Origin of the sequence: Kineococcus endophyticus (assembly GCF_040796495.1) — a bacterium.
GTDB lineage: Bacteria > Actinomycetota > Actinomycetes > Actinomycetales > Kineococcaceae > Kineococcus > Kineococcus endophyticus.
On the sequence record NZ_JBFNQN010000003.1, the window covers coordinates 25,748 to 48,633 of the forward strand.

Here is a 22,886-nt window from a genome sequence, read left to right on the forward strand (position 1 = left end):
CGGGTGGCACGATCGGTCGGGTGAGCGAACCTGAGGTCCCCGTCTGGGAGAAGCGGTTCCGGGCCGGTCGCGTCGGACTGCCGGAGTGGGCGCTCCAGGCGCCCGACCGCTGCGTCGTCGTGGCCAGCGTCGCGGGAGTGCTGGAGGTGCACTCCTTCGACGCCGGCACCGGCGAGCTGCGGCGGCTGACCGACCGGCCGGAAGGCACGTCGAGCGCGACGATCGACGACGCCGGCGAGTTCGTCTGGTGGTTCGACGACACCGCTGGCGACGAGTACGGCGTGTGGCGGCGGCAACCCTTCGGCTCGGCTCCCGGCGAGGGCACCGAGGACGCCCTCGGGCTGCCCGCCGCCTACCCGGCCGGGCTGGCGATCGGGCGCAGCGGGACCGTCGTCGTCGGGTCCCAGGACGACGAGTACGGCACCCGCATCGACGTCGTCACCCCCTCGGGGACCCGTCGGCTCTACGAGCACCGTGAGGACGCCTGGGCCGGGGACCTGTCCCCGGACGAGCAGTGGGTCGCGATCGCGCACTCCGAGCGCGGCGACTCCCGCCACCCCGACCTGCGCGTGCTGTCGCTGGCCGACGGCTCGACCGTCGCGGAACTGTCCGACGGCCCCGGCAAGGGGGTGTCCCCGATCGGTTTCTCCCCGGTGCGCGGCGACGCCCGGCTGCTCGTCGAGCACGAACGTGCCGGCCGTCCCGAACTGCTCGTCCTGGACCTGCAGACGGGACGCGAGGTGCAGATCGCGTTGGGCGTTCCCGGCGAGGTCGCCGGGGCGGAGTGGACGCGGGACGCGACCGGCCTCGTCGTGCTGCTCGACCACGAGGCCCGCACCCTGGCCTACCGCCTCGACCTCGGGACGGGGGTCGTCACGCAGGTCGGCCCCACGACGGGCAGCGTCGGCGGCGCGACCGCCCGTCCCGACGGCGACGTGTGGCTGACCTGGTCCTCCGCGGCGCAGCCCTCGACGGTGCGCCGCCTCGACGGGTCCGTCCTGCTGCGCGCACCCGGGGAACCGGCCCCGCCGTCGGTCGAGGTGTCGGACGTGTGGGTCGACGGGCCCGGCGGCCGGATCCACGCGCTGCTGCGCCGTCCCGCGGGTTCCTCCGGCCCGCTGCCGACGGTCGTGGAGGTGCACGGCGGGCCGACGGCGCACGACGCCGACGCGTTCCGGCCGTACTGCGCGACGTGGGTGGACGAGGGTTTCGCCGTCGTGCAGGTGAACTACCGCGGGTCGACGGGGTACGGGTCGGCCTGGCGCGACGCCCTCGAGGCGCGCGTCGGCCACGTCGAGCTCGAGGACGTCGCGGCGGTCGCGGACCACCTCGTCTCCACGGGGGGCGCCGACCCCGACCGGCTCGTCCTCGCGGGGGCGTCGTGGGGCGGTTTCCTCACGCTGCTCGGCGTGGGGACGCAGCCGGAGCGCTGGGCCGTCGGGCTCGCCGGGGTTCCCGTCGCGGACTACGTCGCGGCGTACGAGGACGAGATGGAGGGGTTGAAGGCGTTCGACCGCTCGCTGTTCGGCGGGTCGCCCACCGACGTGCCGGAGAAGTACGCCGACTCCTCGCCGCTGACCTACGTCGACGCCGTCCGCGCCCCGGTGCTCGTGCTCGCGGGTCGCAACGACCCGCGCTGCCCGATCCGGCAGATCGACAACTACCTCGAGCGGCTCGCCGCCCGTGGGGCGACCCACGAGGTGTACCGGTACGACGCCGGCCACGGCTCGCTGCTCGACGACGAGCGGGTGCGGCAGATGCGCGTCGAACTGGACTTCGTGCGGCGGCACCTGCCGGCCTGAGCGCGGGGCTGGCGGGGCCGGGTCGTTGTCCAGCGCTGGCGCGCTGGCTCCAGCGACACGTCGCTAGGTTCGGCGCTTCGCGTCAACGACCCGGAACCGGGGGGCCCGTCCGGGCGCCGAAGCGGAGGCCTGCGAGGAGGAGGTCGACGACGCGGGCGGTGTAGTCCTCGTCCGGCGTCGAGAGCCGCGACAGCGTCGTCAGGAGCTCCTCCGGGCTCAGCGGGTTGGCGACCTCGCCCGCGGCGGCGGCCGCGTCGAGCAGTCCCTCGAGGGCGGGCACGAGGTGCCCGGAGAAGTAGGCGGGCAGCGGCTCGAAGGCCGGGTCGCCGGAGTGCAGGGCGGTGGACAGGCCGCGCTTGGCCGCGACGAACCCCGTGTAGCGCAACAGCCAGCGCCGCAACGCCTCCAGAGGTGGGTGCTGCTGCGCCAGGACGGGGGCCTCGGCGGCGCACGCGTCGACCTCGTGGCGGAAGACGGCGACCACCAGGTCCGAGCGTTGCGGGAAGTGCCGGTAGACCGTGCCGACCCCCACGCCGGCCTGCGCGGCGATCTCGCGCACGGGGGCGTCGACGCCCGCGGTCGCGAAGACGTCGCGGGCGGCGGCGAGCAGGGCGTCGACGTTGCGCTGCGCGTCGGCGCGGACCTTGCGTTCCACGGGTGGACCCCCCCTTGCGTAACCGGAACAACGTTCCGTACTGTTCCGGAAGAACGTTCCGCTTCATCGTCCCACGGAGGACCCCGTGCAGTACCGCACCCTCGGCCGCACCGGCATCAAGGTCAGCCCCTTCGCCCTCGGCGCCATGATGTTCGGCCCCGTCGGCAACCCCGACCACGACGACTCCGTCGCGATCGTCCACCGCGCCCTCGACGCGGGGGTGAACTTCCTCGACACCGCGGACTTCTACTCCCACGGCAAGTCCGAGGAGATCGTCGCGAAGGCGATCGCCGGCCGCCGCGACGACGTCGTCCTCGCCACCAAGTTCCACCTGCCGATGGGGCAGGACCCCAACATGCGCGGGAACTCCCGCCGCTGGATCGTGCGGGCGGTCGAGGACTCCCTGCGCCGCCTGGGCACCGACCACGTCGACCTATACCAGGTCCACCGCCCCGACCCGGACACCGACGTCGAGGAGACGCTCTCGGCGCTGACCGACCTCGTCCGCGCGGGCAAGGTGCGGGCGATCGGGACGTCCAGCTTCCCGGCCAGCGAGATCGTCGAGGCCCAGTGGGTCTCCGAACGCCGTGGGCTGGAACGCTTCCGCACCGAGCAGCCGACGTACTCGCTGCTCAACCGCGGCATCGAGAACGAGGTCCTGCCAGTCGCGCAGCGGTACGGCATGGGCACCCTCGTGTACTCGCCGCTCGCGGGCGGGATGCTCACCGGTCGCGTCCGCCGGGGCCAGGCCCCGGACGTCAATCGGGCCGCGATGTTCCGATACTTCGGCGACGAGCGCCGCCTCGAGGCCGTCGAGCAGTTCGTGGCGCTCGCGGACGAGGTCGGCGTGAAGCTCACGCACCTCGCGCTCGCGTTCGTGCTGGCCCACCCCGGCGTGACGTCGGCGATCCTCGGCCCCCGCACCCGCGAGCAGCTCGACGACCTGCTGGCCGCGGCGGACGTCGCGCTCGACGACGCCGTGCTGGACCGGATCGACGCGATCGTCGCGCCCGGTGAGGACGTCGGGCTGCTGGACATGCAGTACCGGACGCCTGCGGTCACCGACGCCGCCCTACGTCGTCGCCCGCTCGCCGCCCGTTCCGCCGCCTGACGGTGCTGCCGCGGGTGTGGGCGCGTTGCCTCCCCGCGGTCGGTGATCGGCCGCGGGGAGGCAACGAGGTCCTCGGTGGCCGCGGGGAGGCAACGAGGTCGGTCATCGACCGCGGGGAGGCAACGAGGCGCCCCCCGCGCGGGCGCACTCAGCCGAAGAACGTCAGGTACAGCAGGGCCAGGTTGAGCGCCACGACCAGCCCCACGGCCACGACGGCGAACACCTGCGTCAGGGGCCGGTTCGCGTGCTCGCCCATGAGGTCGCGCGAACTCGTGAGCCGCACGAGGGGGATGAGCGCGAAGGGGATCCCGAAGCTCAGGACGACCTGGGACACGACGAGGGCGCGGGTCGGGTCGACCCCGATCCCGAGGCACACGAGGGCGGGGATCAGGGTGACGGCGCGGCGCAGCAGCAGGGGCACCTCGATGCGCAGCAGCCCCTGCATGATGACCGCGCCGGCGTAGGCGCCCACCGACGTCGACGCCAGGCCCGAGGCGAGCAGGCCGATCGCGAACAGCAGGGCGGCGCCCGTGCCGAGGTGGGCGGCGACGGCGGCGTGCGCGCCCTCGAGGGTGTCGGTGCCCTCCACCCCGCGCAGGGCCGAGGCGGCCAGCAGCAGCATCGAGATGTTGACGAGTCCGGCGACGACGAGCGCCGCGACGACGTCGATCCGCGTCGCGCCGAGGACCCGGCGGGTGTCGCGGGCGGCGACGGTGCCGTGGTGGTCGCGGGCCATCGCCGAGTGCAGGTACACGGCGTGCGGCATGACGGTCGCGCCGAGCATGCTGGCGGCGAGCAGGACGGTCTCGGCGCCGTCGAAGCGGGGGACGAGACCGGCAAGGGCCTCGCCCGGATCGGGCGGGGACAGGAAGTTGCTCGAGACGAAGCCGACGACGATGACGAGCAGGAACCCGATGATCACCGCCTCGAAGCGGCGCACGCCCGTGCGGTTGTGCAGGGCCAGCATGAGCAGCGAGACGATCCCGGTGATGACCCCGCCGACGAGGAGGGGCAGGTCGAAGAGCAGGTACAGGGCGACGGCCCCACCGATGACCTCGGCGAGGTCGGTGGCGATCGCGACGAGCTCGGCCTGCGCCCAGTAGGCGAGGCGGGCCTTGCGGCCCAGCCGGTCCCGCAACGCCTCGGGCAGGGTGCTGCCGCTGACGACGGCGAGCTTGGCGGACAGGTACTGCACGAGGACGGCCATCCCGTTCGCCGCGACGAGCACCCACAGCAGCAGGTAGCCGTAGCCGGCGCCCGCCGTGAGGTTGGCGGCGACGTTGCCCGGGTCGACGTAGGCGATGGCGGCGACGAACGCCGGGCCGAGCAGGCGCAGGAGCCCGGCGCGTCCGGCGTGGGCGGGCGCTGTGGCGCGGGCGTCCGTCGTCATGCCCCCATCATGCACGAGAGTTCGGCGCGCCGAACTCTGGTGTTCGTGAGGTCACAGGTCCTTGGCGTAGCAGACGGACAGCGGGCTGTCGGCCCACGGCCCGAAGTTCGTCGTCCGCGCGTAGCCGAGCGCCTCGTACAGCGCCATCGCCTCGGGCTGACGGGTCCCCGTCTCCAGCCGCACGCGAGCGGCACCGGCCTGCCGGGCCGCCTCCTCGAACGTCCCGACGAGGGCCCGGGCGACGCCGCGGCCGCGGAACCGCTCCTGCACGAACACCCGCTTCATCTCCACGGTGCGGGTCCAGTCCGGTTCGTCGACGTCCACGCGGGCGATGCACCCGGCGGGCTCGCCGTCGACGGTCGCGAGGTGGAACACGACGTCCCCGTGGATCGGGTAGTCCTCCCACGGTTCGCCCGGGTCGCGGTAGCGGCGGTTCAGTTCGAGCACCGCCGCAGCCACGAGCGCGTCGAGCTCGGGGTCACCGACCTTCCGCTCCTCGACGTGGAGGCTTCGCGTCACTGCTCCACGCTCGCACGCACCCGCCGCCGGCGCTGGACGGGGAGGGCCGCGACCTGCGGGTCGATGGGCGCGCGACCGTTCTTGTCCGCGCGGGTGGCTTCGCCGAGGATCGCGAGGCCCAGCAGGGCCAGGACGAGCGCGACGAGCGCGGGGGAGGCGTAGCCGAAGCCGGCGTCGATGACGAGACCGCCGAGGAAGGCGCCCATCGCGTTGCCGATGTTGAACGCGGCCTGCATCGCGGCCGAGGCCATCGACGCGCCGCCGCCCGCCGCGAGGATGCCGCGGGTCTGGATCGGGGCGGACATGACGAACCCGACGAACGCGAACGAGAACACGCCGGCGGCCGCGACCCACGCGTGGTCGGCGAAGAGGAACAGCAGCCCGAACACCACGGCCTGGGCGACGAACCCGACCGCGAGCGTCCGGTAGGGGCGCCAGTCGGCGAGCCGGCCGCCGACGAGGTTGCCGAACGTCGCGCCGAGGCCGAACAGCACGAGCACCCAGCTGACGGACCCCTCGGAGTACCCGGCGACCTCGGTGAGCAGCGGTGCGACGTAGCTGAGGACGGTGAACAGGCTCGCGAACCCGACCGTCGTGATGAGCAGCGTCCACCACACCTGACCGCGGCGGAACGCGGCGAACTCCGAGCGCAGCGACCCGGTGCGGGTCTCGACCTCCGGCACCATCACGGCGATCGCGGCGATGGTCACCAGGCCGATGACGCCCACGAGCGCGAACGTCAGCCGCCAGCCGAGCTGCTGCCCGACGTAGGTCCCGGCGGGGACGCCGACGACGTTGGCGACGGTCAGCCCCGTGAAGACGAGGGCGAGGGCCTGGCCCTGCCGTCCGGGCGGGGCGATCTTGCGGGCCACGACCGCGCAGGCACCGAAGAACGCGCCGTGCGAGAGGCCGGAGAGGAAGCGTGCGCCGATGAGCGCCTCGAACCCGGGGGCGAGGGCGGTCGCCGCGTGCCCGGCCACGAACAGGCCCATCAGCGCGGTGAGGACGCGCTTGCGCGGCCACGAGTGCGTCAGTGCGGTCAGCGTCGGGGCGCCGACGACGACCCCCAGCGCGTACGCCGAGATCAGCCAGCCGGCCGCGGCGATCGACACGTCGAAGCTCTCCGCCATCTGGGGCAGCAGCCCCATGGCGACGAACTCGGTCGTCCCGATGCCGAAGGCACCGACGGCGAGGGCCAGGATGGCGAGAGGCACAGGCGGGTCTTCCTCAGGTTCGCAGGGGGGTCGCGGGAGGTGGGAGCGACGTCGGTCCTCCCCGGCATCATCGCGTCCCGGGGCCACGATGTTCCAGCCGGTCGGCACCTGGGCCCGGAATCGTTGAGGGACAACCCGTCCCGGGCGTGGCGGGATCACCTCACGGATCCCTCAGGCGCGCGCCGCCGGACGACGGTCCAGGATGGCCGGGTGACGAACCCCACGACGCCGTGGTCCCCGCACGAGATCGTGCTCACCGCCGAGCGAGACCACCCCGATCCCTACACCGGTGTCGAGGTGTGGGCCACGTTCACCCACGAGGCCGGACGCACCCTGCGCCGCCCCGCCTTCTGGGACGGCGGGACGACGTGGCGCGTGCGGTTCGCCTCGCCCGGCCTGACCGGCCGGTGGACGTGGGAGAGCGCCGCCTCCGTCGACGACGCGGGCCTCGCGGGGGTCACCGGCGCGGTCGAGGTCGCGGGCGAGGGTGACGGTGTCTTCGGTCGCCACGGGTTCTGGCGCATGTCGGACGAGGGCCGTCACCTCGTCCACGCCGACGGCACCCCCGCGTTCCTCGCCGCCGACACCGCGTGGGCGTTCCCGTGGCGGGCGACCCCGGAGCAGGCCGAGACCTACGCCGCCGACCGCGCCGCGAAGGGGTTCAACGCCGTCCTGCTCATGAGCGTGCAACCCGACTCCGGCGCGCGCGGGCCGGCCGACCGGACCGCCGACGAGGGGTTCGCCGTCGCGTTCGAGGACCTGCCCGACCTCACGCTGCGCCGGCTGCGGCCGGAGTACTTCGCCGAGCTCGACGTGCTGGCCGCGACGCTTGCGCGGCACGGGATCGTCCCCGTCTGGCAGCCGGTGTTCCAGGGGTTCGGCTGGAAGGGGTTGCGCACCGCGGGCGCGGAGGTGCCGCCGGAGGACTACGCGCGGTACTGCCGCTACCTCGTCGCCCGGTACGGCGCCGCACCCGCCGTCTGGCTCGTCGGCGCGGACAAGCTCGGCGACGAACCCCAGGTCGCCGCCGGGGGAGCCGAGGTCCACGCCTGGGACGACCTCGCCCAGCCCACCGGGATCCACTACGCCCCCTTCGGCAGCAACCGCGCCCAGCAGGACGCCGACTGGCTCGACTTCCAGTGGTGCCAGACCGGCCACCTCGGTGACCACGTGCCCGAACGCGTCGCGGACATGGCGCGCAACCTGCCCGCCAAGGCCGTCGCCAACGGGGAACCCTCCTACGAGGGGACGCGCGTCGAGGGTTTCGCCGGCGGCTGGTGGCAGGGCCACGAGGCGTGGAGCAACTTCTGCGCCGGCGCGGCGATGGGCGTCGTCTACGGCGCGGGCAGCCTCTGGCAGTGGCAGCTGCGGCCCGACGAAGCCGGTCAGTCCCCGTACTTCTCGGCCCCCGGCGCGGGCTGGCGCGAGGCCCTCGACTTCGAGGGGTCGCGGTACCCCGGGGTGCTCGCCCGGGTCCTGCACGGCCTGCCGTTCACCGGTGCCGTCCCGGACTGGACGCGCACCGGGAACCCGCGCAACGTCGTCGTGCCGGGGGTGTTCTTCCTGTCCTACGTCGCCGACGGCGGGAACCTGCGGATCGCCTTCCCCGCCGACGTCCCGCGGCCCTACCGGGTCGTGGACCCGCGGACCGGAGACGTGCTGGAACGCGGTGAGCTGGCGGGGGACGGCATCGTGCGCGGTCCCGGCGGCGCGCCCCGCGTCGTGGTGTTCTGCGACGACTTCAGCGGGTCCGCGATCGCCTGACGCCGACCCTCCGGGGGGTGGCTCGTCGACGCGAAGGGCCGGACCTACCGGCCTCTTGCGTCAACGACCCGGACGGGAGGGCGCGCGTCAGAGCTCGGTGACCCGCCCGCCGTCGACGACGAGGCGCCGCGTCACGTGCACGGCCTCGAGGAGGCGGCGGTCGTGGCTGACGAGCAGCAGCGTCCCGGCGTAGCTCGCGAGCGCCTGTTCCAGCTGCTCGATGGCGGGCAGGTCGAGGTGGTTCGTCGGTTCGTCCAGGACGAGGAGGTTCACCCCGCGCGCCTGCAGCAGGGCGAGGGCGGCGCGGGTGCGTTCGCCGGGGGACAGGCTCGCGGCGGTGCGGCCGACGTGGTGGGCGCCGAGGCCGAACTTGGCCAGCAGCGTCCGGACGTCGGCGTCGGGCTGGTCGGGCACCTCGTCGCCGAACGCGCGGGCGAGGGTGCGCTCGTCCAGGAACGCGCCGCGGGCCTGGTCGATCTCGCCGACCTGCACCCCCGAACCGACGGCGGCGGAACCGGAGTCGGGGTCGACGCGGCCGAGCAGGAGGTTCAGCAGCGTCGACTTCCCGGCGCCGTTCGGGCCCGTGACGGCGATGCGGTCACCCGCGTCGACGGCGAGGGTCACGGGGCCCAGCGTGAACTCCCCGCGTCGCACGACGGCCTCGCGCAGCGTCGCGACGACCGACCCCGACCGCGGGGCCGCCGCGATCGACATCTGCAGCGACCACTCCTTGCGGGGTTCCTCGACGACCTCGAGGCGTTCGATCATCCGGTCGGTCTGCTTGGCCTTGGCGGCCTGCTTCTCGCTGCCCTCGCGCATCTTGGCGCGGATGTTCTTGTCCGGGTCGCCCTTGCGGACGGCGTTGCGGACGCCCTGCGCCATCCAGCCGCGCTGCATCCGGGCGCGCGCCTCGAGCCCCGACTTCGTCTCGGCGTAGTCCTCGTAGGCCTCGCGGGCGTGACGTCGCTGCACGTCGCGTTCGGCGAGGAACGCGTCGTACCCGCCGCCGACGACGCGGACGAGCTGCTGGGCGAGGTCGAGTTCGACCACGCGTTCCACGGTGCGGGACAGGAACTCGCGGTCGTGGCTGACGAGGACGGCGGGGGAGCGCAGGTCGGTGACGAACCGCTCCAACCGGGCGAGGCCGTCGAGGTCGAGGTCGTTGGTGGGTTCGTCGAGCAGGAACACGTCGTAGCGCGACAGCAGCAGCGCCGCGAGCCCGGCGCGCGCGGCCTGCCCGCCGGACAGCGACGTCATGAGGGCCTCGGCGGACACCGTCAGCCCGAGGTCGGCGAGGACCTCGCCGGTGCGCTCGTCGAGGTCGGCGCCACCGAGCGCGAGCCAGCGGTCGAGGGCGTCGGCGTACCGGTCGTCGGCGCCCGCGACCCCCTCGCCGAGGGCCGCGGCGGCGTCGTCCATCTCGGTCGTCGCGGCGGTGACCCCCGTGCGGCGGCCGAGGAACTGCCCGACGGTCTCGCCGGGCCGTCGGTCCGGTTCCTGCGGCAGGTACCCGACGGTCGCGGTCGGCGGGGACAGCGAGACGGTCCCCGTCTCCGGGTGGTCCAGCCCGGCCAGCAGCTTGAGCAGCGTCGACTTGCCCGCCCCGTTCGCGCCGACCAGGCCGACGACGTCGCCGGGGGCGACGACGAGGTCCAGACCGGAGAACAGCGCCCGCGTCCCGTGGGTGGCGCTGAGGTCCTTGGCGACGAGGGTGGCGGTCACACGCGGCATTCTCCCCCGGAGCAGGATGGGGCCGTGGCCACCACCGGACCCAGCGAGCCGTACGACCTCGACGCGCACGCCCGTTCCTTCGGCGCCGCCGCGGACGCCTACGCCCGGGCCCGGCCCGGTTACCCCGACGACGCGGTCGACTTCCTCGTCGGCCCCGCGCACCGGGTCCTGGACCTCGGCGCCGGGACGGGGAAGTTCACGGCCTCCCTCGCCGCGCGCGGTCTGGACGTCGTGGCCGTCGAACCGTCGACCCGGATGCTGGCGCAGCTGCGGGCCGCGCTCCCGGGCGTCGAGGCGCACGAGGGCAGCGCGGAGGCGACGGGACTGCCGGACGCGTCGGTCGACGCGGTCGTCGTGGCGCAGGCCTGGCACTGGGTCGACCCGGCGCGTGCGGTGCCGGAGGTGGCGCGGGTGCTGCGGCCCGGCGGGACCCTGGGGTTGGTGTGGAACGTCCGGGACGAGTCGGTCCCGTGGGTCTCGCGGGTCTGGGAGATCGCCCAGCAGGGCAGCGAGCACGAGATGCGCGCCTCGGTCGACACCGTCGGGGACCCGTTCGGGGCGCCCGAGCACGTCCGGACCTCCTTCGAGCACACGACCGACCGGGCGGGGATCCTCGACCTCGTCGCCTCCCGCAGCTACGTCATCGTGCTGCCGCCGGACGAGCGCGCCGCGGTGCTCGACGGCATCGCCCGGGTCCTCGACGAGGAACTCCCCGACGGCGGCGCGATCCGGGTCCCGTACGTCACCCACTGCTCGCGCTTCACGCTGAGTTGACTTGTGTCACAGGCAGTCACGGCGACACGCGGGCTGCGGCGGGTATCGCCCGATCGGCTCCGGAACCGGGTCCCGGTGGGGCAGACTCCCCCCAGGGTGCCGGGGGGCGCCGATCCGAGCGGGTGACCAACGGGGGTGCGGCGTGACCGTCGTGGAGTGGGAAGAGACCGGCGCGTGGGACGGGACCGGACCGGTCGTCCGCCGTCCTCGGGTGGACCGTCACCGGCTGGCCGCGGCCGGGCTGTCGGCGCTCTGGCCGGGTCTCGGGCACGCCTACCTGGGCCGCACCGCCGCCGCGGTGGCCCTCGTCACCGCCCAGGTGCTGCTCGTCGTGCTGACCGTCCTGCCCGAGGCCTGGCGGGTGACCCTGCCGGCCTGGATCGCGCTGGTGGCGCTCGCCGCCGTCGGGGCGTGGCGGGCGGCGCGGCGCCCGGAGGACCGTCCCGAGGCGTGAGGCCCCGGCCGTCCCTTGACGGTCACTAGAAGGTCTGGGAGTTTCCGTCCGTGGCCCCAGACGACGCACCGGACGGTCCCGCAGGCGGCTCCGTCCGCCCGGTCCTGCTGACCGTCGACGACGACCCCGCGGTCTCCCGCGCCGTCGCCCGCGACCTGCGGCGCCGCTACGGCCGCGACTACCGCGTCCTGCGCGCCGACTCCGGCGCCGACGCCCTCGGCGCCCTGCGCGAGGTGAAGCTGCGCGGCGAACCCGTCGCGGCCGTGCTGGCCGACTACCGCATGCCGCAGATGGACGGCGTCGAACTCCTCGAAGCGGCCATGGACCTCTTCCCCTCGGCCCGGCGCGTGCTGCTCACCGCCTACGCCGACACGACGGCCGCCATCCGCGCCATCAACGACGTCGACCTCGACCACTACCTGCTCAAACCCTGGAACCCGCCGGAGGAGAAGCTCTACCCCGTCCTCGACGGCCTGCTGGAGCGGTGGAACGCCGAACCCGTGCGGCCACCGGACGAGGTCGTCGTCATCGGGGACCGCTGGTCGGCGCGCTCGTTCGCCGTGCGCGACTTCCTCGCGCGCAACGAGGTGCCCTACCGCTGGCTGCTGGCCGGCCAGCCCGAGGCGGAACGGCTGCTGACCGCCTCCGGCCAGCCGTCCGACGGTGCCCGCACGTTGCCCGTCGTGCTGGCCCCCGTTGCCGACGGCTGTCCCGAGGTGCTGCTCGACCCCGACGACACGACCCTGGCCGACCACGTCGGCCTGACGACCCGACCGCAGCGAGAGTTCTACGACCTCGCCATCGTCGGCGGCGGACCGGCCGGGCTGGGCGCCGCGGTGTACGGCGCCTCGGAGGGCCTGCGCACGGTCCTCGTCGAGGAGCACGCCACGGGCGGGCAGGCCGGGCAGAGTTCGCGCATCGAGAACTACCTCGGGTTCCCCGACGGGTTGTCCGGCGCCCAGCTGGCCGACCGGGCCCGTCGCCAGGTCGCCAAGTTCGGCGCCGAGACGCTGACGGCCCGAACGGTCACGGGTCTGGAACGCTCCGGCGGGTCCCGCGTGGTCCGGTTCTCCGACGGCACCAGCGTCGCCGCCCACACCGTCCTGCTCGCGACGGGCGTCGCCTACCGGACGCTGGAGGGCCCGGGCCTGGCCGAGTTCACCGGCCGTGGCGTCTACTACGGGGCGGCTCTCAGTGAGGTGACCGCCTGCGCCGACGAGGACGTGTTCGTCGTCGGCGCGGCGAACTCCGCCGGGCAGTCGGCCGTGAACCTCGCCCGCGCCGCGCGCAGCGTGACGATGCTCGTGCGGGGCCCCTCGATCGAGGCGTCGATGTCGGCGTACCTCGTCGAGCAGATCCGCGCGCTGCCGAACGTCCGCGTCCTCACGTGCACCGAGGTCACGGCCGCCGCCGGCGACGAGCGGCTGTCCTCCATCACGCTGCGGGACAGGCAGTCCGGTCGGGAACGCACGGTGGACGCGCAGCACGTGTTCGTGTTCATCGGCGCCGCCCCGCGCACCGGGTGGCTCGACGGCGCCGTCCAGCGCGACGACCACGGGTTCGTCCTCGCCGGACCGGACCTCGTCGTCGACGGGCAGCGACCGCCGGGCTGGAACCCCGCGCGCGACCCGTACCACCTGGAGACGTCGATGCCGGGGGTGTTCGTCGCGGGTGACGTCCGCGCCGACTCGGTGAAACGGGTCGCCTCCGCCGTCGGGGAGGGCGCGATGGCCGTCATGCTGGTCCACCGCTACCTGGCCCAGCAGTGAGCCGAGCGGTGAGCACGCTGACCCCCGAGGAACTGCGGTCCCTGTTCCTCTTCGAGTCCCTCAGCGACGGTCAGCTCGCCAAGCTCGCCGCCTCGGGCCACGTGGTGACCGTCGACAGCGGCTGGCTGTACCGCGAGGGCGAGGCCGCGACGTGCTTCTACGTCCTGCTCAGCGGGGCGGTGTCGCTGCACCGCCGCAGCGGTGCCGACGACCTCGAGGTCGGCCGCACCCGGCAGCGGGGCGTCTACTCCGGCGCGTGGGAGGCCTACCTCGGCGAGGACGCCCCCGCCGGGTACACGTCGTCCCTGCGGGTGCTGGAACCCGCGGAGTTCTTCGTGCTGCCCGCCGCGAAGTTCGGCCGGGTCGTGCGCGAGTGGTTCCCGATGGCCGTCCACCTGCTGGAGGGCCTGCGGATCGGGCTGACCGAGGCGATGCAGCTCACCGGCCAGCGCGACCGGTTGCTCGCCCTCGGGTCCCTCACCGCGGGCCTCACCCACGAACTCGGCAACCCGGCGGCCGCCCTGGCCCGCACCCTGCACCAGGTGCAGGACGAGCTCGGTTCCCTCCAGGCCGCGGTCGGCCGGCTCGCGCCGGGGTTGCCGGACGTGCCGTCCGCCGGGACCGCACCCGTCCCGGGAACCCCGCTGCGCCGTTCCGAGGCCGAGGACGACCTGCTCGACGCCCTCGAGGAACGCGACGTCCCGGAGGCCGACGACCTCGCGGCCGTCCTCGTCGAACACGGGTTCGGACCGGCGGACCTGCCCACCGACCCGGACGCCGTCGGCTGGTTCGCCCGGACCGTCGCCGTCCGCTCGCTCGTCGCCGAGGCCGTGGCGGCGTCGGCCCGGATCAGCGCGCTGCTGTCGTCGGCGGGCAGCTACGCGCAGCTCGACCGCGCCCCCGAACGCTGGGTGGACGTGCGCGAACTCCTCGACGGGTCCATCGCCATGCTCGGGGCCGGCGCGGGCCGGGCCGTCGGGGGCTCGCGGGTCGTCACCGACTACGCCGACGTCCCGCAGGTCCTCGGGCACACCGGGGAACTCACCCAGGTGTGGACGAACCTGCTCGACAACGCGCTCGACGCGCTCGGCGAGGCCGGCGGCACCGTCACCGTCCGGGTGCGTCCGGACCGCCCGTCCGTCGGCGTGGGGGAGGGCGTGTGCGTGGAGGTCGCCGACGACGGCCCCGGCGTCCCGCCCGAGGTGCTGCCCCGCATCTTCGAGCCCTTCGTCACGACGAAGGACGTCGGCGAGGGAACCGGGCTCGGCCTGGACATCGCCTGGCGCGTCGTCGTGCACCGCCACCACGGCCGCCTCGCCGTCCGCAGCGTCCCGGGCGAGACCGTCTTCAGCGTCTGGCTGCCCGTCCAGCCGCCCACCGCCCCCACCACCTCGGAGGACTGACGTGACCGACCCGATCGATCCGACCGCAGCGCCGAGCGGCCCCGGCTGCGCCGACTGCGAGAGCGCCGACCCGCAGGGCTGGTGGTTCCACCTGCGCCGCTGCGCCGCGTGCGGGCACGTCGGCTGCTGCGACTCCTCGCCGGGGCAGCACGCCCGCGCCCACGCGGCGCAGCCGGGTCACTCCGTCGTGCGCAGCTACGAACCGGGGGAGGAGTGGTTCTACGACTTCGCGACCGACGAGACGTACGCGTCGGGCCCCGACCTCGCCCCGCCCCTGGCCCGTCCCGCCGACCAGCCCGCCCCCGGCCCCCGCGGCCGCGTCCCGTGGAACTGGACCACCCTCCTGCACTGACGTGCGCCCTCCTTCCCGCGTGGAAAACACTCTTTCCGCCCTTCCGTCGCGGTTCTGAGGGCCGGAAGCACAACTCCCGCCCTCCTCGGTCGAGGGCGGAAGGTGTGCTCTGCGCCCTCAGGAGCGCACTCGAAAGGGCGGAAAGAGTGTTTTCCACGCGGGCCCGGTCCCGGCGGAGGGGGTGGGCGGGCGGTGGGGCGCTTAGGCTCGCGGTGTGAAGTGGGTGCTGATCCTCATCGTCGTCGCGATCGCGGTCGTGATCGCCGTCCGCAAGCTGAAGGGGTCCGGGACGTCGCTGCGCGACGCGGACCCGCGCAAGCTCAGGGACGAGTTCCGGAAGCACTCCGGCGACTGACGACCACCAGCACGACGAGCGCCACGGCCGAGCCGGTGGTGCCGAGCACCATGTCGCCGAGGGTGTCCTCGTAGGCGGTCTCGATCTCGGTGCCGTGACGGATGAACGTCCACCACTCGCCGATCTCCCACAGCAGCGCCAGCAACGCCCCGCCGCCGACGGCGGTCACGGCCCGGACCCACCGCGGCCTGACCGCGACGAGCCCCAGCACGACGCCGAGCCCGAGCGTCAGCAGGCACCAGTTGCCGAAGTGCAGCAGGTCGTCCCACCAGACGACCCGGTCGTACAGGTCGAGCGTGTTCCCCGTGACGTCGACGAGGAACGGCAGCATGACGAGCGTGAAACCGCCCCACGGCGCGGGACGGGACCCCCGGTGCACGGCGAACCACACCCCGGGGACGAACAGCATCATCAGCGGGTAGAACACGAGCCGGGCGCCGAAGGCCTTCCCCGCGAACTGCGGCAGGTCCCGCGCGAACGTCGCGACGAGCAGTTGCCCCACCGTCAGGGCGAGGACCAGGGCGGGAACGGTCCACCGGTGCGTGCGCATCCCCTTAGTCTTCCGCGGGGCCCGCGGCGGACGGGCCGGAACGAGAGGACGCGCGATGGCAGGGACCACCTCGAGGACGGGCTGGCGGCTCCACGGTGACGGACGGTCGGTCTCCCCGGGTGAGGTCGTCGCCCCCGACGAACGCCTCTCGTGGGGCCGGACCGTCGGCATCGGGTTGCAGCACGTCGTCGCGATGTTCGGCTCGACGGTCCTCGTCCCGGCGCTCACGGGGTTCCCCGTCGCCACGACGTTGTTCTTCTCCGCCGTCGGCACCGCGCTGTTCCTGCTGGTCACGCGCAACCGGCTGCCCAGCTACCTGGGGTCCTCCTTCGCGTTCATCGCGCCGATCCTCGCCAGTTCGTCGGGGTCGGCGACCGGCGGCGTCCTCGTCACCGGTCTGCTGCTGGCCGTCGTCGGCCTCGTCGTGCACCTCGTCGGGTCGCGCTGGATCGACGTCGTCATGCCGCCGGTCGTCACCGGCACGATCGTGGCGCTCATCGGCCTGAACCTCGCCCCCGCGGCCTGGGGGACGACCGAGACCTCCGGTTTCCGGGCCGACCCGCTCGGCGGGATCGTCACCCTGCTCGCGATCGCCCTGACGAGCGTGCTGTTCCGCGGGCTGCTCGCGCGCCTGGCCATCCTGCTCGGGGTCGCCGTCGGGTACGCCGTCGCCGCTGCGCGCGGGCTCGTCTCCTGGACCGCCGTCGAACAGGCCGCCTGGGTGGGCCTGCCGGAGTTCCGGGCGCCGCAGGTGCACCTGGACGAGCTCGCGCTGTTCCTGCCCGTCGTCTTCGTCCTCGTCGCCGAGAACGTCGGGCACGTGAAGTCGGTCGCCGCGATGACCGGCCGCGACCTCGACCCGCTCGCGGGCCGGGCGCTGCTCGCCGACGGCCTCGCCACGACGCTGGCCGGCCTGGGCGGCGGCTCGGGGACGACGACGTACGCGGAGAACATCGGCGTCATGGCGGCCTCGAAGGTGTACTCGACCGCGGCGTACTGGGTCGCGGCCGCCGGGGCCCTCGTCCTGTCGTTCTCGCCCAAGTTCGGGGCGCTCATCGGGTCCATCCCGCCCGGGGTCCTCGGCGGCGCCGCGACGCTGCTGTACGGGATGATCGGTGTCCTCGGCGCCCGGATCTGGGTGCAGAACAAGGTCGACTTCTCCGACCCCGTGAACCTCACGACCGCGGCCGTCGCGCTCATCGTCGGCATCGCGAACTACACCCTCACCACGTCCGGCGGGCTGACGTTCGCGGGCATCGCGCTCGGCACGGTCGCCGCCATCGGCCTCTACCACCTCATGCGCGCCGTCGGCCGGGCGCGCGGGACGGTCAGCGCGAGCTGACGGTCAGCGGCCGGTGACCTGCAGCAGCCGGTCACCGGCCTGCAGCGTCTCGACCTGGTGGTACAGCAGGGTCTTGCCGTCGCGCAGGACCGCCAGGACGGGGACGTCGAGGTCGGCCGGGCGACGGCCCTCGTCCTGCGGGCGCAGCGGCACCTCCTCCAGGTCCAGACCGGAGCCGAAGGACACCAGGTCCTCCACGACCGCGACGGCGGCCGGGCTGCCGGCGGCCAGGCCCAGCAGCCGGCCCGTCGTCTCGGACGTCACGACGACGGAGTCGGCGCCCGACTGCTTCAGCAGGTCCGCGTGCTCGGCCTCCCGCGCGGTGACGACGACGGTCGCGCGGGCGTTGAGCCGTCGCAGCGCGAGGGTCGCCAGGATCGCCGTGTCGTCCCGGTCGACGGCCACGAGGACCGTGTGGGCCCGCCCGGCCAGCGCCGTCACGAACGTCTCCGAGCGCGTGACGTCGCCCGTGACGCACAGGTAGCCGTCGCGGGCGGCGTCGGCCGTGGCGATGGGGCTGCGGTCGACGACGAGGATCCGGTCGGCGGGGGTCCCCGTCGACCGCAGCTCCCGCACCGCGTTGCGGCCCTTCGTGCCGTAGCCGAGGACGATGACGTGGTCGCGCATGCGGGCCCTCCACCGCGCGAGGCGGATCTCGGTGCGGGAGCGCTCGGTGAGCGCGGAGATGGTCGTGCCGACGAGGACGACGACGAACAGGATGCGGACCGGCGTCACGAAGAGCGCGTTGACGAGCCGGGCCCCGTCGGTCACCGGGACGATGTCGCCGTAGCCGGTCGTCGAGAGCGTGACGGTCGTGTAGTAGAGCGCGTCGAGGCCGGACAGCGTCCCGTCGACGTTGTCGCGGTAGCCGTCGCGTTCGAGGTAGACGACGCCCCAGCTCACCAGCACCAGGGCGAACGCGAACGCGAAGCGGCCCACGATGGCCAGGACCGGCGGGGTCGGACGCCGCACCGGCAGTCGCAGTCGGGAGACGGTCTCGGCCACGTCCGCAGTCTGCTGCACCGCGCGCCTCCCGTCGCGCGGGTGATCACCCTCCGGCGTGTGGACGGGCGGGGGACCCGGCCCGGTGCCACGATGGCGCCGACGAGCGGGGGCACTGCGTGCACGGACACGAGTGGGACGACGACAGGGCGTGGCAGGGCGCTGCGCCCGCTGTCGTCGCCCCCGCCGCTCTCGCGGCCACGCCGTCACCCCTGGCCCCGGCTCGCCGGCCCGGACTGGCCGTGCTCCTGACGTTCCTCTGGCTCGGGGCCGGCAACTGCTACGCCGGCCAGGTCGGGCTCGGCGTGACGCTCGCGCTCGTGCAGCTCGTCTGCCTGCCCCTGGCGGGTCTCTTCGCCTCGATCACCCTCGGCGTCTCGCTGCTCGTCTCGGTGCCGGTGTGGTTGGCTGCCGTCGCGGTCGCCGGGGCCTCGGCCCACGCCCGCTGCCGGGAGCTGCTCGTCGGCCCGGGGCCGGACGGGTCCTGACACCCGGCGCGACGACTGCCACGATGGCGGTCCGACGGACGGGGGACGACGTGAGCGGTTTCCAGCCGGGGCCGAGTGACGGCCGCGCGTGGCAGGACCGGGATCCGGTGCAGGAGCGGCAGGCGTGGCAACCGCAGCCACCACCGCAGGGCCCCGTCGTGCCGTACGGGCAGGCCCCCCGCCAGGTCGTGGTCGTGCCGGCCAAGAACCCCGGGCTGGCGGTGCTGTTCTCGTTCCTCTGGCTCGGGGCCGGGAACTGCTACGCGGGACAGGTCGGGCTGGGCGTCGCCTTCATCGTCGCGCAGGTCGTCTGCGCGCCGATCGCGGCGCTCCTCGCCACCGTCACGGTCGGCTTCTCCCTGTTCTTCACGGTTCCGGTGTGGATCGCCGCCTTCGCCGTCTCGGCCGCCACCGGGTACGCCCGCTGCCAGGCCCACAACGCGGCCCTGGGGATCCGGGGGCTCTGAGCACAGGACGACGAAGGCCCCGACCGCGATGGCGGTCGGGGCCTTCGCGGCAGCGCGGCTCAGGCGGTGAGCTCGGCCGCGATCAGCTCGGCGATCTGCGCGGTGTTCAGCGCGGCACCCTTGCGGAGGTTGTCGCCGCAGACGAACAGGTCGAGCGTGTTCGGGAAGTCCAGCGCCTGGCGCAGGCGGCCGACGACGGTCGGGTCCCCGCCCACGGTGCGCGCCGGCGTCGGGAAGACGCCGTTCGCGAGGTCGTCCTGCACGTCGACGCTCGGCGCCGCCTCGAGCGCCGCCGTCGCCTCGGCCACCGTGACCGGCTGCGCGAACGTCGCGTGGACGGCGAGGGAGTGCGTCGTCTGCACGGGCACGCGGACGCAGGTCGCGGACACCTTGAGGTCGGGGATCCCGAGGATCTTGCGGGACTCGTTGCGGACCTTGAGCTCCTCGCTCGTCCAGCCGTCGTCCTTAAGCGACCCGGCGACCGGGATGACGTTGAGGGCGAGGTGGGTCTGGAACGGGGAGTCGTCGCCCAGCTTCTCGGAGACGACCTTCGCGGTGTCGCCCGCGGTCGACCCGAGCGTCCGCTGGCCGGCGATGACCTCGATCTCGTCGTACAGCCGGTCCACACCGGGCTGCCCGGCGCCCGAGGCCGCCTGGTAGCTGGCGACGACGAGTTCGGTGAGCTGCCACTTCGAGTGCAGGGCGCCGAGGGCGTCCATCATCGTCAGGGTCGTGCAGTTCGGGTTGGCGATGATGCCCTTGGGGCGGTTGCGGGCGGCGGCGCCGTTGACCTCGGGCACGACGAGGGGGACCTCGTCGTCCATGCGGAACGCACCGGAGTTGTCGACGGCCACCGCGCCGCGCTCGGCGGCGATCGGCGCCCACACCGCGGACACCTCGTCGGGGACGTCGAACATCGCGACGTCGACGCCGTCGAAGACCTCGGGCGTCAGCTCGCGCACGACGACGTCCTCGCCGCGCACCTGCAGGACCTTGCCGGCCGAGCGGGCGGAGGCGACGAGACGGATCTCGCCCCACACGTCGGGGCGCTCGGACAGGATGCCGAGCATCACCGTGCCGACGGCGCCCGTGGCGCCGACGACCGCGAGGGTGGGCTTGCGGGTGCTCATCGTCCGGTACCTCCGTAGACCACGGCTTCACCCTCGGCGTCCAGGCCGAAGGCGGTGTGCACAGCGCGGACGGCGTCGTCGAGCTGGTCGGCGCGCGTCACGACGGAGATGCGGATCTCCGAGGTGGAGATCATCTCGAGGTTGATCTCCTTCTTGGCCAGGGCGTCGAAGAACGTCGCCGAGACGCCCGGGTGCGAGCGCATCCCGACGCCGATGAGCGAGACCTTGCCGATCTGGTCGTCGTACTCCAGGCGGTCGAAGCCGATGGCCGGCTTGACCTTCTCGAGTGCGGCGGTCGCCGTCGCGCCCTCGGACTTGGGCAGCGTGAAGGAGACGTCCGTGCGGCCCGAGGCACCCACCGAGACGTTCTGCACGATCATGTCGATGTTGATCTCGGCCTCGGCGACGGCCTTGAAGATCGCGGCGGCGGTCCCGGGGTTGTCCGGCACCCCCACGACGGTGATCTTGGCCTCGCTGCGGTCGTGCGCGACACCGGAGATGATCGGCTGCTCCACGGGTTCCTCCCCGGTCTGGTGGGTCCTGAAGGCTTCGGGGATCGGGGAGTCGGTCACCCAGGTCCCCTCGTGCGGGCTGAAGGAGCTGCGCACGTGGATCGGCAGGTCGTAGTTCCGTGCGTACTCGACGCAGCGGAGCATGAGGATCTTGGCGCCGCAGGCCGCCATCTCCAGCATCTCCTCGCTGGCGATGCGGCTGATCTTGCGGGCCGTCGGCACGATGCGCGGGTCGGCCGTGAACACGCCGTCCACGTCGGTGTAGATCTCGCAGACGTCGGCCTTCAGTGCCGCGGCCAGCGCGACGGCCGTCGTGTCCGAACCACCGCGACCGAGCGTCGTGATGTCCTTCGTGTCCTGGCTGACGCCCTGGAACCCGGCGACGATCGCGATGGCGCCCTCGTCGAGCGCGGACCGGATGCGGCCCGGCGTGACGTCGATGATGCGGGCCCGGCCGTGCGAGGAGTCGGTGATGACGCCGGCCTGCGAGCCGGTGAACGACCGCGCCTCCAGGCCCAGGTTCGAGATCGCCATGGCGAGGACCGCCATCGAGATCCGCTCGCCCGAGGTCAGCAGCATGTCCAGCTCGCGCGCCGGCGGCATGGGGCTGACCTGCTCGGCGAGGTCGATGAGCTCGTCCGTCGTGTCACCCATCGCCGAGACCACGACGACGACCTCGTGGCCGGCGCGCTTGGTCGCGGCGATGCGCTTCGCGACACGCTTGATGCCGTCGGCATCAGCGACCGAGGAACCGCCGAACTTCTGCACCACGAGAGCCACGAGCGGGATTCTACGGAAGCGCTCACGGTGCTCCGGGCCGTGCTCAACCGCGGGCTGACCTGCTGGGCAATGTGTCCAGCGGGCAGCGGCCGGTCCGTCGGTTCAGGGGTGCAGCGCGTCGAACTCGGCGTCGGCGGCCGTCTCGGCGTCCACGTCGAGCCGCAGGTGGGCCAGCAGCGACTGCAGCACGCGCAGCGCCGCGGTGGCCCGAGGGCCCCAGGAGGACAGGTAGGAGAACTGCCACCACCACAGCGCCTCGGTGACGTCGCCGCGCTCGTGGTGGCGCAGGCCGTGCTCGAGGTCGGCGGCGATCGAGGCCAGGTCGTCCGACAGCGCGCCGCGCACGAGCTTGGCGTTGGTCAGCGGGTCGACGACGTCGGCGTAGTCGTCCAGGCCCTCCAGGACGTTGGCCAGGCTGGTCCGCACGGGGTCGACGTCGGGGTCCGGGCCCGCGTCCGGCTCGAAGCGGCGCGCGGGGACGATGTCGTCGACGGCCCCCAGGCGCGCCCCGGTGAGGAGGGTCTGGCTCACCGCGAGCAGCAGGACCGACAGGGCCGTGGAGTCCATGCGGCCCGTCGCGACCTCGGTGACGCTGGAGAGGTAGGCGCGGACCTCGGCCGCCGTCGCGTCGGCGAGCCCCGTGAGCTCGTCGGACTCGGGGGTCTGGTCAGCCATCGAGGGACCTCCGTCCGGCGAACGCCCGTCCGAGCGTCACCTCGTCCGCGTACTCCAGGTCACCACCGACCGGGAGGCCGGAGGCCAGGCGGGTCACCCTGATCCCCATGGGCTTCAGCAGCCGCGCCAGGTACGTCGCGGTGGCCTCGCCCTCGAGGTTGGGGTCCGTCGCGATGATCGTCTCGGTCACCTCGCCGTCGGACAAGCGGGAGAGCAGCTCGCGCATCCGCAGGTCGTCCGGGCCGATGCCCTCCATGGGGCTGATCGCACCGCCGAGCACGTGGTAGCGGCCGCGGAACTCCCGCGTCTTCTCGATGGCCACGACGTCCTTGGCCTCCTCGACGACGCAGATGACGCTCGGGTCGCGGCGCGGGTCGCGGCACACCCGGCACAGCTCCTCCTGCGCCACGTTGCCGCAGACGGTGCAGAACCGGACGCGGCTCTTGACCTCGGTGAGCACCTCGGCGAGGCGCTTGACGTCGTCGGCGTCGGCCGCGAGCAGGTGGAACGCGATGCGCTGGGCGCTCTTGGGTCCCACGCCGGGGAGCCGACCGAGCTCGTCGATCAGGTCCTGGACGACTCCTTCGTACACGTCCCGAGCCTACGTGGCCGTCCGGGCAGGACCGGACCACCGAGCGTCACCGCGT

General features: G+C 73.7%; 23 protein-coding genes. 12 read left to right on the forward strand and 11 right to left on the reverse strand.

Annotation, left to right across the window (positions count from 1 at the left end):
- The first annotated feature begins 20 nt into the window (after positions 1-20).
- Positions 21-1,802 carry a prolyl oligopeptidase family serine peptidase gene (locus AB1207_RS04285; protein WP_367636560.1) on the forward strand — a complete coding sequence of 594 codons (1,782 nt, stop codon included), beginning with the start codon at positions 21-23 and terminating at the stop codon, positions 1,800-1,802.
- A gap of 82 nt (positions 1,803-1,884) precedes the next feature.
- On the opposite strand, the gene AB1207_RS04290 is transcribed toward AB1207_RS04285, so the two are convergent.
- Positions 1,885-2,457, reverse strand: coding sequence for a TetR/AcrR family transcriptional regulator (locus AB1207_RS04290; protein WP_367636561.1), 573 nt, complete (start codon positions 2,455-2,457; stop codon positions 1,885-1,887).
- A gap of 85 nt (positions 2,458-2,542) precedes the next feature.
- On the opposite strand from AB1207_RS04290, the gene AB1207_RS04295 reads away from it, so the two are divergent.
- Positions 2,543-3,568: an aldo/keto reductase gene (locus tag AB1207_RS04295; protein ID WP_367636562.1), complete on the forward strand. Its 1,026-nt coding sequence runs from the start codon at positions 2,543-2,545 to the stop codon at positions 3,566-3,568.
- 148 nt (positions 3,569-3,716) lie between these two features.
- On the opposite strand, the gene AB1207_RS04300 is transcribed toward AB1207_RS04295, so the two are convergent.
- From AB1207_RS04300 to AB1207_RS04310, 3 genes are read right to left on the reverse strand one after another with little or no spacing between them, the layout of a single operon-like run.
- A complete protein-coding gene (locus AB1207_RS04300) occupies positions 3,717-4,958 on the reverse strand; it encodes an Nramp family divalent metal transporter (RefSeq protein WP_367636563.1) in 1,242 nt (413 codons plus the stop codon).
- A gap of 51 nt (positions 4,959-5,009) precedes the next feature.
- Positions 5,010-5,477, reverse strand: a complete 468-nt coding sequence (locus tag AB1207_RS04305) for a GNAT family N-acetyltransferase (protein ID WP_367636564.1) — start codon at positions 5,475-5,477, stop codon at positions 5,010-5,012.
- Positions 5,474-6,691, reverse strand: coding sequence for an MFS transporter (locus AB1207_RS04310; RefSeq protein ID WP_367636566.1), 1,218 nt, complete (start codon positions 6,689-6,691; stop codon positions 5,474-5,476). The genes AB1207_RS04305 and AB1207_RS04310 overlap by 4 nt, the downstream gene beginning before the upstream one ends.
- Positions 6,692-6,901: 210 nt before the next feature.
- Here AB1207_RS04310 and AB1207_RS04315 point away from each other — a divergent pair, with 210 nt between their 5' ends.
- On the forward strand, positions 6,902-8,455 hold the full coding sequence (locus AB1207_RS04315; RefSeq protein WP_367636567.1) for a glycoside hydrolase family 140 protein: 1,554 nt from the start codon (positions 6,902-6,904) through the stop codon (positions 8,453-8,455).
- A gap of 87 nt (positions 8,456-8,542) precedes the next feature.
- Here AB1207_RS04315 and AB1207_RS04320 read toward each other — a convergent pair whose 3' ends face one another.
- On the reverse strand, positions 8,543-10,177 hold the full coding sequence (locus tag AB1207_RS04320) for an ABC-F family ATP-binding cassette domain-containing protein (protein WP_367636568.1): 1,635 nt from the start codon (positions 10,175-10,177) through the stop codon (positions 8,543-8,545).
- Positions 10,178-10,210: 33 nt separating this feature from the next.
- On the opposite strand from AB1207_RS04320, the gene AB1207_RS04325 reads away from it, so the two are divergent.
- From AB1207_RS04325 to AB1207_RS04350, 6 genes are all read left to right on the forward strand, one after another.
- Positions 10,211-10,960: a class I SAM-dependent methyltransferase gene (locus AB1207_RS04325; protein ID WP_367636569.1), complete on the forward strand. Its 750-nt coding sequence runs from the start codon at positions 10,211-10,213 to the stop codon at positions 10,958-10,960.
- A gap of 142 nt (positions 10,961-11,102) precedes the next feature.
- Positions 11,103-11,414: a hypothetical protein gene (locus AB1207_RS04330; RefSeq protein WP_367636570.1), complete on the forward strand. Its 312-nt coding sequence runs from the start codon at positions 11,103-11,105 to the stop codon at positions 11,412-11,414.
- A gap of 50 nt (positions 11,415-11,464) precedes the next feature.
- Positions 11,465-13,183, forward strand: coding sequence for an NAD(P)/FAD-dependent oxidoreductase (locus AB1207_RS04335; RefSeq protein ID WP_367636571.1), 1,719 nt, complete (start codon positions 11,465-11,467; stop codon positions 13,181-13,183).
- Between the two features lie 8 nt (positions 13,184-13,191).
- The gene (locus AB1207_RS04340; protein WP_367636572.1) at positions 13,192-14,586 is read left to right on the forward strand and encodes an ATP-binding protein; all 1,395 of its coding nucleotides are present in this window, start codon (positions 13,192-13,194) and stop codon (positions 14,584-14,586) included.
- 1 nt (position 14,587) lies between these two features.
- The gene (locus AB1207_RS04345; RefSeq protein WP_367636573.1) at positions 14,588-14,938 is read left to right on the forward strand and encodes a UBP-type zinc finger domain-containing protein; all 351 of its coding nucleotides are present in this window, start codon (positions 14,588-14,590) and stop codon (positions 14,936-14,938) included.
- A gap of 214 nt (positions 14,939-15,152) precedes the next feature.
- Complete coding sequence (locus AB1207_RS04350) at positions 15,153-15,293, forward strand: hypothetical protein (RefSeq protein WP_367636574.1); 141 nt, start codon at positions 15,153-15,155, stop codon at positions 15,291-15,293.
- Here AB1207_RS04350 and AB1207_RS04355 read toward each other — a convergent pair.
- Positions 15,259-15,843, reverse strand: a complete 585-nt coding sequence (locus AB1207_RS04355) for a DUF2238 domain-containing protein (protein ID WP_367636575.1) — start codon at positions 15,841-15,843, stop codon at positions 15,259-15,261. The genes AB1207_RS04350 and AB1207_RS04355 overlap by 35 nt on opposite strands.
- Positions 15,844-15,898: 55 nt before the next feature.
- Between AB1207_RS04355 and AB1207_RS04360 the strand changes: the two genes are divergently transcribed.
- Entirely contained in the window at positions 15,899-17,185 is a 1,287-nt protein-coding gene (locus AB1207_RS04360; RefSeq protein WP_367636576.1) for a uracil-xanthine permease family protein, read from the forward strand.
- Positions 17,186-17,188: 3 nt separating this feature from the next.
- On the opposite strand, the gene AB1207_RS04365 is transcribed toward AB1207_RS04360, so the two are convergent.
- Positions 17,189-18,190 (reverse strand): potassium channel family protein, encoded by a 1,002-nt coding sequence (locus tag AB1207_RS04365; protein WP_367636577.1) that lies wholly within the window; start codon positions 18,188-18,190, stop codon positions 17,189-17,191.
- A gap of 116 nt (positions 18,191-18,306) precedes the next feature.
- Here AB1207_RS04365 and AB1207_RS04370 point away from each other — a divergent pair, with 116 nt between their 5' ends.
- Together AB1207_RS04370 and AB1207_RS04375 are read left to right on the forward strand one after the other, a co-directional pair.
- A complete protein-coding gene (locus AB1207_RS04370) occupies positions 18,307-18,675 on the forward strand; it encodes a hypothetical protein (RefSeq protein WP_367636578.1) in 369 nt (122 codons plus the stop codon).
- A gap of 50 nt (positions 18,676-18,725) precedes the next feature.
- Positions 18,726-19,142 carry a hypothetical protein gene (locus tag AB1207_RS04375; protein WP_367636579.1) on the forward strand — a complete coding sequence of 139 codons (417 nt, stop codon included), beginning with the start codon at positions 18,726-18,728 and terminating at the stop codon, positions 19,140-19,142.
- A 59-nt stretch (positions 19,143-19,201) separates the two neighbouring features.
- Here AB1207_RS04375 and AB1207_RS04380 read toward each other — a convergent pair whose 3' ends face one another.
- The 4 genes from AB1207_RS04380 to recR all read right to left on the reverse strand — a co-directional run bounded on the left by AB1207_RS04380 (position 19,202) and on the right by recR (position 22,831).
- Complete coding sequence (locus AB1207_RS04380; RefSeq protein ID WP_367636580.1) at positions 19,202-20,272, reverse strand: aspartate-semialdehyde dehydrogenase; 1,071 nt, start codon at positions 20,270-20,272, stop codon at positions 19,202-19,204.
- Positions 20,269-21,564 carry an aspartate kinase gene (locus AB1207_RS04385; protein WP_367636581.1) on the reverse strand — a complete coding sequence of 432 codons (1,296 nt, stop codon included), beginning with the start codon at positions 21,562-21,564 and terminating at the stop codon, positions 20,269-20,271. Before AB1207_RS04385 ends, AB1207_RS04380 begins: the two co-directional genes overlap by 4 nt.
- Positions 21,565-21,666: 102 nt before the next feature.
- Positions 21,667-22,239, reverse strand: a complete 573-nt coding sequence (locus AB1207_RS04390; RefSeq protein ID WP_367636582.1) for a DUF5063 domain-containing protein — start codon at positions 22,237-22,239, stop codon at positions 21,667-21,669.
- Positions 22,232-22,831 (reverse strand): recombination mediator RecR, encoded by a 600-nt coding sequence (recR, locus tag AB1207_RS04395; RefSeq protein WP_367636583.1) that lies wholly within the window; start codon positions 22,829-22,831, stop codon positions 22,232-22,234. The genes AB1207_RS04390 and recR overlap by 8 nt, the downstream gene beginning before the upstream one ends.
- Positions 22,832-22,886: the final 55 nt, after the last annotated feature.

Coding starts and splice junctions, on each gene's coding strand:
- AB1207_RS04300 (WP_367636563.1), bottom strand. CDS start 4,958: ATGACGACGGACGCCCGCGCCACAGCGCCCGCCCACGCCGGACGCGCC.
- AB1207_RS04355 (WP_367636575.1), bottom strand. CDS start 15,843: ATGCGCACGCACCGGTGGACCGTTCCCGCCCTGGTCCTCGCCCTGACG.
- AB1207_RS04360 (WP_367636576.1), top strand. CDS start 15,899: ATGGCAGGGACCACCTCGAGGACGGGCTGGCGGCTCCACGGTGACGGA.
- AB1207_RS04380 (WP_367636580.1), bottom strand. CDS start 20,272: ATGAGCACCCGCAAGCCCACCCTCGCGGTCGTCGGCGCCACGGGCGCC.
- AB1207_RS04390 (WP_367636582.1), bottom strand. CDS start 22,239: ATGGCTGACCAGACCCCCGAGTCCGACGAGCTCACGGGGCTCGCCGAC.